Genomic DNA, 13,243 nt, shown 5'->3' with positions numbered 1-13,243 from the left:
ATGATGCAGTTCCACCGTGCGTTGGTGTTGGGAGCGATGATGGTCGGCATGAGCGGACCGGTGTTGGCACAGGCGCCATTGGCGAAGACGGTGCAGATCTTTGCGCACCGTGGCGCCAGCGCATTGCGCCCGGAACATACCTTGGCCTCGTATGCCAAGGCGATCGTCGATGGCGCCGATTTTGTCGAGCCGGATCTGGTGTCCACCAAGGATGGCGTGCTGGTGGCGCGCCACGAAAACGAGATCGGCGGCACCACCGATGTGGACAGCCACCCGGAGTTCGCCGCGCGCAGGACCCGCAAGACCATCGATGGCCAGGCGATGGAAGGCTGGTTCACCGAAGATTTTAGCCTGGCCGAATTGAAGACCTTGCGCGCGCGCGAGCGTCTGCCGCAGTTGCGCGGCACGCGTTGGGACGGGCAGTTTCAGATCGTCACCTTCGACGAGATCATCGATTTTGTCGCAGCCGAATCGGCGGCAACCGGGCGCAGCATCGGGCTGATTCCGGAGATCAAGCACCCGAGCTATTTCAGCCGGCTGCATCTGGCGATGGAAGACAAGGTGCTGGCGAGCCTGCGTGCGCATGCCTACACGCAGACCGCGCCGGTGGTGATCCAGTCGTTCGAGACCGGCAACCTGCGTTATTTGCGCGGCAAGATCGGGCGCAGCAGCAACATCCGCCTGCTGCAGTTGCTCGGCGGCGCGCAGATGGCGCTGCCCGATGCGGGCGTGGGCAACGCGCCGCGTACCTACGGTCAAATGATCACGCCCGAGGGGCTGAAACAGGTTGCCGGCTATGCCGATGCGATCGGCCCGGACATCCGCAGCATCATTCCGCTGGATGCGCAGCAACGCCTGGGCACGCCGACCCGCCTGGTGCACGACGCGCATGCGGCAGGATTGCAGGTGCAGCCGTATACCTTCCGCCCGGAAAATTATTTCCTGTCCGCCAACAACCGCAGCAGTGCTGCGGTGACCGAGCGTAACGAGGCCGGTGCATTGGCCGAGTTGAAGGCCTATCTGGATGCCGGTATCGATGCGTTCTTTGCCGACGATCCGGGCCTGGCGCGGCGTGCGTTGAGCGAGCGCAAGTAGCGCCGATGCCGGCTGCCAAGCGCTCTGTAACGACGCTGGCAATGGCGCGCCCCTTGCGATCGGCCGTTGTAGGAGCGTGCCTGCGCGCGATGAGGCGTATCGATAACGCCTCATCGCGCGCAGGCACGCTCCTACGAATAGGGCGCTACGCCCCCGGTGGCCGCTCGCGCGGCGGGAAGTGCAGCACCACGTCGTGCGAGCCGTCTTCCTGGCGTTGCCACAGCACCGGCACCTGGCGTGGCGGCGGCGGTTCCAGCACGTCGCGTTCGGCGTTGCTGATTTCCCAGGCGGCGTCTTCGTCCTCGTCTTCCCAGCTGTAGCGCGGCCTGGCCTGTTGCGGGTCGCGCAGGCGCAGCAGCAGCGCGGCGATCAGGCCGGCCACCGCACCGCCCAGATGCGATTGCCATGACACGCCGGCCTCGTGCGGCAGGATGGTCAGCACCATGCCGCCGTAGAACAGGAAGGCGATCATGCTGGTGGCAATCGCCGGGCGGTCGCGGCGCAGCAGGCCCAGCACGAACACCAGGAACATCAGCCCGTGGGTGACGCCGCTGGCGCCCAGATGCCGGCTGCCGGGCTCGCCCAGCAACCACGCGCCCAGCCCCGCGCCCAGCCACAGCAACGGCAGCGCCAGGGCGGTGGCACGCGGATACACGCTGCCGGCCAGCGTGCCCAGGATCAACAAGGCGGCGGCGTTGGCGCCCAGATGCGCGAGCGAGCCGTGCAGCAGCGGTGCGGTGAGGATGCCGAGCAGGCCGTCGGCCTGTAGCGGCGCCACTGCCCAGGCGCGCCAGTCGAACATGCCCTGGGCGGTGAACACCGCCACCAGCAGCAGCACCGCGGCCAGGCTGAAGTTGAAGGCACGCAAGACCCGGGAACGATCCAGGCGATCTTGCAAGGTGGCGTCGGCGGCGGCAACAGGATGCGGTGTCATGCCTTCACGGATGGCGTCGCGCGGGTTTTTTTACAAGCCCGCCGAACGCGGGATAAGCAGGCCCGGCGACGGGATAATCCAGTTCCGCCACCGGTGATTGGCGCAGCGGCTCGCGTGGCATCACGCAGGTGGCTGAGGCGCGACACCGATTGGCTGCAGGGCCCTTGCCCGCCCACTATCGCGGGACACGCCGCAAACACGTCGTAGGCGCTTACGCGGCATCCATGCCGCGTAAGCGCCTACGACGGTGAGCGCAAGGACCCCTCGCGTTGGTCGGTGCGCATGGATGCGAGCAGCGCACGCGGCGCTGCTGTTCCCGAATCCCGATTCCCGATTCCCAGTCCCTCAGTGCCGAGCCGGCTTGGGCGGCCGCAGCAGGCTCAGCACGATGGTGAAGACCAGGATCACGATTACCGCCGCCAGCGAGACCAGCACCGGGATCTTGTACAGATCGATGATCATCATCTTGGTGCCGATGAACACCAGGATCACCGCCAGGCCATACGGCAGCAGGTGGAAGCGGTCGGCCATGCCGGCCAGCAGGAAGAACATCGCGCGCAGGCCCAGCACCGCGAACACGTTGGAGGTCAGCACGATGAACGGGTCGGTGGTGATCGCGAAGATCGCCGGAATGCTGTCCACCGCGAAGATCACATCGATCACCGCAATCAGGATCAGCACCACGAACAACGGGGTGAACCAGCGCTTGCCGTCCTTGATCACGCTCAGCGCATGGCCGTCATATTGCGGGCTCAGGCGCAGGTGCCCACGCATCCAGCGCAGCACCGGGTTGGCTTCCAGATCCGGCTCCTTGCCGGCGGAAAACCACATCTTGATGCCGGTCAGCAGCAGGAACGCACCGAATACGTACAGCAGCCAATGGAACTTGGTCAGCAGCACCGAGCCGGCGAAGATCATGATCGCGCGCAGCACGATCGCGCCCAGCACGCCGATGATCAGCACGCGCTGGCGCTGCTCCTCGGGTACGCCGAAGTAGGTCATCACCATCAGGAACACGAAGATGTTGTCGACCGCCAGCGATTTCTCGACCAGGTAGCCGGTCAGGAACTCCAGCCCGATGCGATCGGCCGCCGCATCGCCCATGCTGCCTTGCAGGTACCACCACAGGCCCGCGTTGAAGGCCAGCGCCAGCAGCACCCAGCCGATGCTCCACCAGGTGGCTTCCTTGAAGGTGACCTTGTGGGCACCGCCATGGCGCATCAGCACCAGATCGACCAACAGCGCCACGATCACCACGATCGCGAAGCCGCCCCATAACCAGACATTGCCAATGGTTTGCATACAAGAATCCCGAAAGTGAAACGACCTGGACAGCCGGTAGGCTGAGGCCTTGTGACACGGAAATCGTGGATTCCGGGTGACGGACCTTCGCCTGCGCGGCGAAGGTCTCGCTCACAACCGGCCGGGCCGGTTGCCGTTGCACCGGAGCCTGGCTGGCAGGACTCGTCATGACGGCGACAACGCTGGGAGCTACTCCCCTTCTGTGCCCGATTCTGCGTGCCCGGGGCAGGCACGTCAATCCAGCCGGATACAATGGGCGGATGAATATTCCAGTCCCCGTCGTCCGACTCAAGAATGCGTGGCGCTCCAGCCACCCGTGGATCTTCCAGAAGCTGGTGGAAAAGCCCGCCGCCAAGCCCAAACCCGGCACCATCGTCGATGTGGTCGGCGTGGACGGGGAGTGGGTCGGCCGCGGCTTCTACAACGGCCACTCGCGCATCGCCGTGCGCATCCTGGAGACCGACCAGGCGGTGCCGGTGGATGCGGGCTGGTTCTCGCGCAAGATCGCCGCGGCAGTGAGTCTGCGCCGCGACTGGCTCAAGCTCGACGCGGTGTCCGATGCCTGGCGCGTGGTGCACAGCGAAGGCGACGGCCTGTCCGGCCTGGTGGTGGACCGCTACGGCGACCTGGTGGTGGTGGAGTTCTTCGCCGCCGGCATGTTCCGCCACCGCGAATGGATCTACGAGGCGCTGCGCGAGCAGTTCCCGGGCTGCCGCTTCCACAGCTTTGCCGACGAGCACGTGCAAAAGCAGGAAAGCTTCGACTTCCACGGCAACACCACCACCGACGCGTCGGTGATCACCGAATACGGCATCAAGTTCCGCGCCGATCCGGCCGGTGCGCACAAGACCGGCTTCTTCGCCGACCAGCGCGAGAACCGCCAGTGGCTGAGCGAACAGGTCCAAGGCAAGAGCGTGCTGGACCTGTGCTGCAATACCGGCGGCTTTGCGGTGTATGCGGCCGCGCGCGGTGCGTCCGAGGTGCTGGGGGTGGACATCGACGAGGACGTGATCGCCATCGCCAAGGGCAACGCCAAGCTCAACAACGTGCGGCCCAAGTTCGTGCAGGCCGACATCTTCCCCTGGCTGCGCGATGCGGCCAACCGCGGCGAGCAGTTCGATGTGGTGATCCTGGACCCGGCCAAGATGACCCGCGACCGCGAGCAGGTGATTCCGGCGCTGAAGAAGTACCTGGACATGAACAAGCTGGCGCTGGGCGTGGTCAAGCCCGGTGGCCTGTTCGCCACCTTCTCGTGCACCGGGCTGGTGGCCGAGCAGGAATTTCTGGACATGCTGCGGCGCGCCTCGTATTTCTCCGGGCGCACCATCCAGATCCTGAAGGTGGCCGGTGCCGGTCCGGACCATCCGTTCATGGCGCACGTGCAGGAATCGCGCTATCTGAAGGCTGTTTTCTGCCGCGTGGTCTAGCGCGGCGATCACCCCGTGGAGCGGCCAGTCGATGACACCGGACGATGAGGAACGCAAGGCGCTGACCCGGTTGCTGGGCGAGATCGAGCGGCCCCATGCCAGTCTGCTGGCCAGCAACTGGCCGGTGTTCGGCGTGTGGCTGCTGTTCGCCGGCGCCTTCATGTATCTGTTCCAGACCGGCAGCGGCTCGCCGTTGCATCCGTTGCTGCTGGCGCTGGGCTCGACCTGCCTGGGCGTGCTCGGTGCGTGGATCGTGCTGCGCTCGGTATGGGCGCGGCAGTGGCTGCATGTGCGCGAGCACGTCGATGTCGAGAGCGTGCGCGCGCGCCTGGACGAACTGGGCGACTGAACACGACGCGCAATACCACTGCGCGCCGATCGGGCGCGCAGTGGTATTGCGCGCAGGCCAGATCAAATCGCTTGCATGCTGCGCGCTGTGTGCAGCCCATTGCGAACATCCGATCGCTTCTGCCAGCCGCGCGACATACCGCGTGTCGCAGGCCATACCCGGCCTGCGCATATCGGTCACATCAGGCGATGACCTGCGGTGAGTTGCAGCTGCAGCGGCAACCGATCACCAAGCCGCCGGGCGCGCGGTGATCTCCGGCACGGCCTGGCGCAGGTCGGCACCGCACTTGGGATGGCGCATCGTCGCGCCATCGGCGTAGCCGTAGAACACGCATTGGGTAGGCGGGGTGCCTTCGCGCAATTCGATATCGCCACGCACCTGCGTGGTGCCGGCACTGTTGCCCGTACCGAAGCCGCCCGGCCCCATGAAGACGGACCCCGCTTGCGCATTGGCGCCCATCGTCGTGCCCGGATGCCACACGTTCAGACCGCCAGGTACCGCATTGCCCTGCACGGGCCGCCCATCACCGTGGCGTGGCCATTCGCGTGGCAGCGCGCTCTGGTGCATGGCGCACCTGCATAACCCAAAGCAGTCAGGTCATTGCCAACGGCCATTTCGTTGGTCGCATCTGACCGGGCATTGTCGATGTCCGGCGCGATCTGCACGGCGGCGGTCACCAGGCTGGAAACATCCGCATCGATCGCGATCGATGTCGCGATGTGATCGGCCTGGTCGGCGAAAGCAACCAATCGCTGCCCACGCTGGTGACGTGCAGCGCGCGCTGCGCGGGTAGTGCCATCGCAGCGAACCACCCGTCAGATGGCATGGCGGAGTTGCGTCGCTGACGCATCGTGATTTCAAGAGCAGGTCATTCGCTCGAATCCCCCGGAGAACGCAATGACTTGCTCACTTCGACGTGCGGGCACGTCAGCGGCCGCGTCCTAGATGCCGGCCATCGATTCCCAGCGCGCCGCCTGGCTGGCGACGCAGGTCCTGCCGCACGAGCCGGCGCTGCGGCGCTGGCTGCGCAAGCACGCCCCCGGCAACGTCGATTGCGACGATGTCATCCAGGAGACCTACGCCATCCTGGCCGGGTTGGGCGAGGTGGGCCATATCGCCAATCCGCGCGCCTATCTGTTCACCGCCGCGCAGTCGGTGCTGCTGCAGCAGGTGCGCCGCGCCAGAATTGTTTCGATCGAGAGCGTGGCGGAAATCGAGCGCCTGGACATCACACAGGACGAGCGTTCACCCGAGCGCCACGCCATTGCCGGTCAGGAGCTGCGCCGCATCGGCGAAGCGCTGGCGGCACTGCCGGACAAATGCCGCCAGGTGTTTCTGCTGCGCAAGGTCGACGGCCTGTCGCAGCGCGAGATCGCCGCGCGGCTCGGAATCAGCGAGAACACCGTGGAAAAACACATCGTGAAGGGATTGCGGCTGCTGATGGCGCGGATGGGCCGCACCCCCGCACCCGCATCGGCCGCCGGCCAGGCCGCGCCGGCCACGCGCCTGGCCGATCCGCAGCGCGGCAGCTGAGCATGCGCAGCATCGACGACATTGCCGCCGCCTGGGTGGGCCGCGAAGACGGCGACCGGCTGACGCCGGCCGAGCGCATGCAGCGCGACCGCTGGCTGGCCGAAGACGTGCGCCATCGCGGCGCCTATGCACGTGCGCACGCGGTGCACCTGCATTTCGACCGCGCGCGTGCCTTGGGGCAGCGCTTTGGCGCGGAAACGACGCGTTCGCGGCGCACGCATCGACGCGGCAGGTGGCTGGCCGCACTGGCCGCCTGTGTGGTCGCTGCGGCCACCGGCATGCTGGCAGTGCAGCAGGCCGTGCCCGACAACGGCGTGCCCGCCAGCGGCCATCACCTCACCCGCATCGGCGAGGTGTTGCGCCTGCCGTTGGCAGACGGCTCGGCGGTCACGCTGAACTCCGGCTCGGAGGTGGTGGTGGAGTTCAGCGCCGCCCGTCGCCAGGTCCAGTTGCTGCGCGGCGAGGCCTTGTTCGACGTGGCCAAGGACCGTCACCGCCCGTTCGTGGTGATGGCGGCCGGCGCGGAAGTGCGCGCGGTTGGCACCAGTTTCAGCGTGCGCCGGCGGCAGGACGATGCGGTCAAGGTGGTCGTGCGCGAAGGTACCGTCGACGTGGAAGCCGAACAGCGCGCACCGCAGCGGGTGACAGCCAACATGCTGGCCATGGTCAGCCCGACGCGGGCGGTGCAGGTGCAACCGCTGCCAGCACGGCGCGTGCAGCAGCTGCTGGTCTGGCGCGAGGGCATGATCGCCTTCGACGGCGACACCTTGGCGCAGGCCGCAGCCGAATTCGCCCGCTACAACGACATCCGCATCCTGATCGACGACCCCGCGGTGGCGCGGCGCACCGTGGTCGGCCTGTACTCGGCCAACGATCCGGAAGGCTTTGCACGCTCCGTCGCGCTGAGCATGGGCCTGCAGATCGAACACACCCGTGGCGGCATACACCTGCGCGGCGCACTCGCGCAGTGATGTGCCCCACTGCACGTCACCACCAGCGATGTCGATGGCGGAAAAGCGACGGCCACGCATCCAATAGACAGGGGGCCACACAGCAATGGTGACAACGACCGGACAGCGGCGCACGCGCGCCAGCGGAGAGCAGTGATGCAGGCAGCAAGCAGGCGTTTGAGCAAGGCCATCGGCACGGCCGTGGCGATGATGGCAGCGGGACATGCCGTGGCAGCGTCAGCGCAGGGGCGCACCTTCTCGCTCCCCGAGAGCAATGCGGTGGTGGCGTTGCCGGAGTTTGCCCGGCAGGCCGGCGTGCAGATCGTGGCACCGGGCGAATATCTGCAACAGGTACGCACGCCGGCCGTGCAGGGCACGCTGGAATCGCGCGTGGCGTTGCGGCAGTTGCTGGCCGGCACCGGATTGAGCGTGGTCGAAGACGACGGCGAGCGCATCACGCTGGCCTCGGCGCAGCCGCTGACGGCCGCGTTGCACGGCCACCCGGGTGTGGGCTACGCACAAGTGGACGCACCCGCAGCCACGCCGGCAGCGTCCACGCCGCCCGCAGATGCCGCCGTCGGCAATCTGGATGCGGTGGTGGTCACCGGCGCGCGCGGCGTGCAGCGCACCGTCACCGAAAGTCCCACCCCGATCGATGTGATCGGCGCGGCGGAACTGGAAAAGACCGGTCGCCCGGGCCTGCTGGCGGCGCTCAACGATCTGGTGCCGTCGTTCAATGCACCGGCCAAATCCGGCAATGGCACCTCGTATGTGATCGCCACCGGCGGGCTGCGCGGGCTCAATCCGGATCACACCCTGGTGCTGGTCAACGGCAAGCGCCGTCATCGCACCGCCAGCATCAACATCGCCGGCATCGTCGGGCGCGGCTCGGTGCCGGTGGACATGAGCCTGGTCCCGGTCTCGGCGGTGGACCACATCGAGGTGCTGCGCGATGGCGCCGCCGCACAATACGGTTCCGATGCGATCGCCGGCGTCATCAACATCCTCCTCAAATCCGACGCCGATGGCGGCAAGGCCGACCTGCTGTGGGGCCAGAACATCGACCGCGCCGATGGCGACAGCAGCAGCGCCAGCATCGGCAAGGGCCTGGCACTGGGCAGCGACGGCTTCGTCTATCTGGCCGCCGACGCCAGGTATCAGCAAACCTCCAATCGCGCAGTGCCGGTGGCCGACGATTACCGGCTGTACTACCCGGTCAACGGCCAGCCGGACCCGCGCGAGGCCACCGCCGACCGCCTGATCACACGCAACTTCGGCCAGCCCTGGCAGAAGGGCGCCAACCTGTCCTACAACGCCGAACTCGGCCTGGGTGGCGAGTTGCGCGGTTATTCCTATGCGACCTACAGCCGCCGCCTGAGCGACCTGGAATGGTCGTTCCGCAATCCCAACGCCAACAACACCCTGCAGGAGATCTATCCGGACGGTTACAGCCCGCGCCTGCGCATCGACGAAACCGATTACGAGTTCACTGCCGGCATCAAGGGCCTGTGGGGCCAGTGGGACTGGGACCTGGCCACCAGCTACGGCCGCAACGCCTCAGAACGCGACGGCCTGCACACGCTCAACGCCAGCCTGGGGCCGACCAGCCCCACCGCGTTCTATCTCGGCCAGCTGACCTCCACCGACTGGACCACCAGCCTGGACATCACCCGTGGCCTGCAACTGGCCGAGCGCCCGCTGCAGGTATCGCTGGGGGCACAGTACCGCTACGAAAAATACCAGATCCAGGCCGGCGAGCAGGCGGCGTATGCGGCCGGCGACTACGTGTTTCCGGCTAGCCATCCGCGCGCCGGGCAGGCGCCGCCGCCCGGCGCGCAGGGCGCGATCACCTTCCAGCCCGACGAGGCCGGCAGCCTGGATCGCAACAGCGGCGCGGCCTATGTCGACCTGACCTGGGACGTGGCCGACAGCGTGTCGCTGGGCCTGGCCGGGCGCTACGAGCGCTTCGACGATTCGGCCGGCGACACCGCGGTGGGCAAGTTCACCGCGCGCTGGGCCATGACGCCCAGCTTGGCGCTGCGTGGCGCGGTCAGCACCGGCTTCCGCGCGCCCGCCCTGGCGCAGGCCTTGTATGCGGCCACCAACAGCAGCTGGCGCACGCTGGACAACGGCGATCGCGAGCTGTTCCTGGCCAAGACGCTGCCGGTGGATTCCCCCGCCGCGCTGGCACTGGGCGCCGAGCCGCTGAAGCCGGAGGAATCCACCAACGCCAGCATCGGCTTCACCTACAACCCCTCGCGCGCGCTCAGCCTCACCGTGGATGCCTACCGCATCGATCTGGACGATCGCATCGGCATGACCGGCTACATCACCGGTGCGGCGGTCACCGACCTGCTGACCCGCGCCGGCGTGTCCGGGGTCGACAGCGCGCAGTACTTCACCAACGCCATCGACACCCGCACCGAAGGCGTGGACGTAGTGGCCACCTGGCGCATGGAGGCCGGCGACTGGGGCCGGATCAACTGGAACCTGGGCTACAACTACAACACCACCGAGATCACCCGCATCGCCGACAACCCGGCCGCGTTGGACTCGCTGGGCGCCGGCTACGAACTGTTCGACCGCGCCTCGCGCGGCTATTTGTCGCGTACCCCGCGCAGCAAGGTGTTGCTGGGCGGCAACTGGGTGCTCGGCGACTTCGCGCTCAACGTGCGTGTCAACCGCTTCGGCAGTTTCGATGTGCTGGAGAACAACCCGGCCAACGACGAACACGTGCCGGCCAAATGGATCACCGATCTGGAAGCGTCCTACGCACTGTCCGAGCGCATCACCTGGACGCTGGGTGCCAACAACCTGTTTAACCAATACCCGAAGAACATCGGCGCGGTCGCCAGCACCGGCAGCGGTTTCTACGTCACCAGCGTGCCGTACGGCTTCACCGGCGGGTCCTATTACACCAAGTTGACCTACACCTTTTGAGGAGTGATCCAGTGCCGCGACTTTCTTCGATGCGGGCGCATGCGCGCAGCGCTTCCCTCTGCGCAGGGCTGTTGATCGCATTGTTCTGCGCCCCGCTGGCGGCGCTGGCCGGCGCCGGCAAGGACAGCGGCGAAATCCTGTGGGACCGCTACGGCGTGCCGCATATCTATGCCAGGACCGAAGCCGGCACCTTCTACGGCTTCGGCTGGGCGCAGACCCACAGCCACGGCAATCTGCTGCTGCATCTCTATGGCGAAGCACGCGGCCGCGCCGCCGAATACTGGGGCGAGCAGTACGCCGAACAGGATCGCTGGCTGGCCAGCAACGATGTCTACCCACGCGCGCAGCAGTGGTACCGACAACAGGCCCCGGGCTTTCGTGCCGACCTGGACGCATTCGCGCAAGGCATCAACGACTACGCGGCCGCACACCCGCAGGCCCTGGATGCAGAGGTCAAGGCGGTGCTGCCGATCACCGGCGTGGACGTGGTGGCGCACGCGCACCGGCTGATGAATTACGTCTACATCGCCTCGCCGGCCAAGGTGCTGGGCGAGCCGCCCAAGGACGGCCAGGCCCGCGATGGTTCCAACGCCTGGGCGCTGATGCCGAGTAAGACCCGCGACGGCCACGCCATGCTGCTGGCCAACCCGCATCTGCCCTGGGGCAGCGGCTTTTTCACCTATTACGAAGCGCATCTCAACGGCCCCGGTGTCGATCTCTACGGCGCCACCCAGGTGGGCCTGCCGATCCTGCGCTTCGGCTTCAACAAGCAACTGGGTTTCACCAATACGGTGAACACGCTGCTGGGCCAGACCACCTACAAACTGACGTTGTCGGGCGATGGCTATCTGCTGGACGGCAAGCTGCTGCCGTTCAAGCGGGAAACCAGAACGCTGAAGATCCGCCAGGCCGATGGCGCGCTGAAAGAACAGACCTTGCAGCTGCGGCAGTCGGTGCACGGCCCGGTGTTCGAACGTTACGACGGCAGCACCGTGGCGCTGCGTGTGGCCGGCCTGGATCGCCCCGACATGCTCAAGCAGTACTGGGACATGGGCAAGGCGCAAAATTTTGCCCAGTTCCAGCGCGCGCTCAAGCAACTGCAGGTGCCGATGTTCAACATCGTCTACGCCGACAACGCCGGCAACGTGCTGTTCCTGGACAACGGCATCCTGCCCAGGCATGCGCAGGGCGATCTGAAATACTGGAGCGGGCTGGTACCGGGCGATACCGCGGCCACGTTGTGGCGCGAGGTACACAGCTACGACGAGCTGCCCAAGGTGATCAACCCGGCCGGCGGTTTCGTGCAGAACACCAACGACCCGCCGTGGCTGGCGAGCTGGCCGCGGGTGCTGGACCCCAGTGCATTTCCGGCCTATGTCGCGCCATTGGGACCAATGTCACTGCGCGCGCAGAACTCGGTGAAGATGCTGGCCGAGCACGACAGCATCGACTTCGACCAGCTGGTTGCGCTCAAGCGTACCGCGCAGGCGCTGGCGGCCGATCGCACATTGCCACAGCTGTACGCTGCCGCCGCAGACAGCACCGATCCGGATATTCTCGCCGCCGTCAACGTGCTTAAGGCCTGGGACCGCCACTTCGAAGCCGACAGTCGCGGCGCGTTGTTGTTCGAGCAATGGGCGCGCTTGTTCACCGGCGATGCGCGCTATCTCTCGCAGGCCGGCTATGCCACGCCGTGGTCGCTGGACGCTGCGCTGACCACGCCCAGCGGCCTGAAGGACCCGGCGCTGGCGCTGCGTCAACTCAAGCAGGCCGTTGCCATTACCAGGCAGGCCTATGGCGCCATCGACCGGCCGTACGGCGAGGTGTCGCGCTTCCACCTGGGCGATGTGGATGTGCCTGGCCGCGGCGGCTTCGGCAATCTCGGCGCGTTCGACGTGATCACCTGGAACCCGCCCAATGCCGATGGCCAACGCCTGCCGCAGCACGGCGAAACCTGGGTCTCGCTGGTGGAGTTTTCCACGCCCATCAAGGCCAAGGGCCTGATGAGCTACGGCAATGCCAGCCAACCTGGCTCGGCGCACATCAGCGACCAGCTGCCATTGCTGTCCAAAGGCGAGTTCCGCACCTTGTGGACAACACGCGCGCAGGTCGAGCAGCACCTGGAATCGCGCACCGACTTTTGACGTCGCCATCTCGACATCACCCACAGCACATCCCTGCATCCAAGGACATCGCCCATGCGCACCTTCCTGACCACCGTCTTGTTCGCCGTTTCGGCGTTAACTGCTACCTCCACCGCATTCGCTGCCGATCCGCACGACGGCGCCTGGACGTTGGTGGAATCCAAATCCAACTGGAGCGACGGCAAGTTTCCCAAGGGCATGCGGCTGACCATCAACGTGCAGTTCTCCGACAACCGCATCGAATACCACTCCATCAACACCACCCGGCCGCAGGCACCGTACAATGTCGATTACGTCACCACGCTGGATGGCAAGCCCAGCCCGCTCGACGAGCAGGCGCGCTTCAACCAGATCGCGGTGAGCAAGACCGGCGCCGACACCTACCAGATCCTCAAGATGAAGGACGACGACGTGATCGTCGGCGAGTTCTGGACGTTCTCTGCAGACGGCAAGACGCTGATCCGCAATGGCGTGGGCAAGTCGCCGGAAGGCAAATCCAAGGCGTATCACGAGTTCTTCGAACGCAAGTGAGTGCTGGCGCGTGGTCAGTGGATCACGCACGCGACATC

General features: G+C 66.4%; 12 protein-coding genes. 8 read left to right on the top strand and 4 right to left on the bottom strand.

What is annotated here, in order from left to right:
• The gene (locus XarjCFBP7645_RS06245; protein WP_104536769.1) at positions 1–1,095 is read left to right on the top strand and encodes a glycerophosphodiester phosphodiesterase; all 1,095 of its coding nucleotides are present in this window, start codon (positions 1–3) and stop codon (positions 1,093–1,095) included.
• 145 nt (positions 1,096–1,240) lie between these two features.
• Here XarjCFBP7645_RS06245 and XarjCFBP7645_RS06240 read toward each other — a convergent pair whose 3' ends face one another.
• Complete coding sequence (locus XarjCFBP7645_RS06240; RefSeq protein ID WP_104536590.1) at positions 1,241–2,029, bottom strand: rhomboid family intramembrane serine protease; 789 nt, start codon at positions 2,027–2,029, stop codon at positions 1,241–1,243.
• Positions 2,030–2,374: 345 nt separating this feature from the next.
• Positions 2,375–3,331, bottom strand: a complete 957-nt coding sequence (locus tag XarjCFBP7645_RS06235) for a TerC family protein (RefSeq protein WP_104535370.1) — start codon at positions 3,329–3,331, stop codon at positions 2,375–2,377.
• A 260-nt stretch (positions 3,332–3,591) separates the two neighbouring features.
• Here XarjCFBP7645_RS06235 and XarjCFBP7645_RS06225 point away from each other — a divergent pair, with 260 nt between their 5' ends.
• Together XarjCFBP7645_RS06225 and XarjCFBP7645_RS06220 are read left to right on the top strand one after the other, a co-directional pair.
• Positions 3,592–4,758, top strand: coding sequence for a class I SAM-dependent rRNA methyltransferase (locus tag XarjCFBP7645_RS06225; protein WP_104536589.1), 1,167 nt, complete (start codon positions 3,592–3,594; stop codon positions 4,756–4,758).
• Between the two features lie 31 nt (positions 4,759–4,789).
• Positions 4,790–5,107 carry a hypothetical protein gene (locus XarjCFBP7645_RS06220; RefSeq protein WP_104536588.1) on the top strand — a complete coding sequence of 106 codons (318 nt, stop codon included), beginning with the start codon at positions 4,790–4,792 and terminating at the stop codon, positions 5,105–5,107.
• A 225-nt stretch (positions 5,108–5,332) separates the two neighbouring features.
• Here the strand turns inward: XarjCFBP7645_RS06220 and XarjCFBP7645_RS06215 are convergent, their stop codons facing one another.
• Both XarjCFBP7645_RS06215 and XarjCFBP7645_RS21635 read right to left on the bottom strand, forming a co-directional pair.
• On the bottom strand, positions 5,333–5,587 hold the full coding sequence (locus tag XarjCFBP7645_RS06215; RefSeq protein ID WP_258079508.1) for a hypothetical protein: 255 nt from the start codon (positions 5,585–5,587) through the stop codon (positions 5,333–5,335).
• Between the two features lie 2 nt (positions 5,588–5,589).
• A complete protein-coding gene (locus XarjCFBP7645_RS21635) occupies positions 5,590–5,856 on the bottom strand; it encodes a hypothetical protein (protein ID WP_181126233.1) in 267 nt (88 codons plus the stop codon).
• A 196-nt stretch (positions 5,857–6,052) separates the two neighbouring features.
• Here XarjCFBP7645_RS21635 and XarjCFBP7645_RS06210 point away from each other — a divergent pair, with 196 nt between their 5' ends.
• From XarjCFBP7645_RS06210 to XarjCFBP7645_RS06190, 5 genes are all read left to right on the top strand, one after another.
• Positions 6,053–6,640, top strand: a complete 588-nt coding sequence (locus XarjCFBP7645_RS06210) for an RNA polymerase sigma factor (RefSeq protein WP_039515484.1) — start codon at positions 6,053–6,055, stop codon at positions 6,638–6,640.
• Positions 6,641–6,642: 2 nt separating this feature from the next.
• Entirely contained in the window at positions 6,643–7,611 is a 969-nt protein-coding gene (locus XarjCFBP7645_RS06205; RefSeq protein ID WP_104536586.1) for a FecR family protein, read from the top strand.
• A gap of 156 nt (positions 7,612–7,767) precedes the next feature.
• Positions 7,768–10,530, top strand: coding sequence for a TonB-dependent receptor (locus tag XarjCFBP7645_RS06200; protein ID WP_181126192.1), 2,763 nt, complete (start codon positions 7,768–7,770; stop codon positions 10,528–10,530).
• 11 nt (positions 10,531–10,541) lie between these two features.
• Positions 10,542–12,674, top strand: a complete 2,133-nt coding sequence (locus XarjCFBP7645_RS06195) for a penicillin acylase family protein (protein WP_258079507.1) — start codon at positions 10,542–10,544, stop codon at positions 12,672–12,674.
• A 54-nt stretch (positions 12,675–12,728) separates the two neighbouring features.
• On the top strand, positions 12,729–13,205 hold the full coding sequence (locus XarjCFBP7645_RS06190) for a hypothetical protein (protein ID WP_104536583.1): 477 nt from the start codon (positions 12,729–12,731) through the stop codon (positions 13,203–13,205).
• Positions 13,206–13,243: the final 38 nt, after the last annotated feature.

The organism is Xanthomonas arboricola (genome assembly GCF_002940665.1).
GTDB lineage: Bacteria > Pseudomonadota > Gammaproteobacteria > Xanthomonadales > Xanthomonadaceae > Xanthomonas > Xanthomonas arboricola_B.
This window is presented reverse-complemented; position numbering and strand designations above follow the sequence as displayed.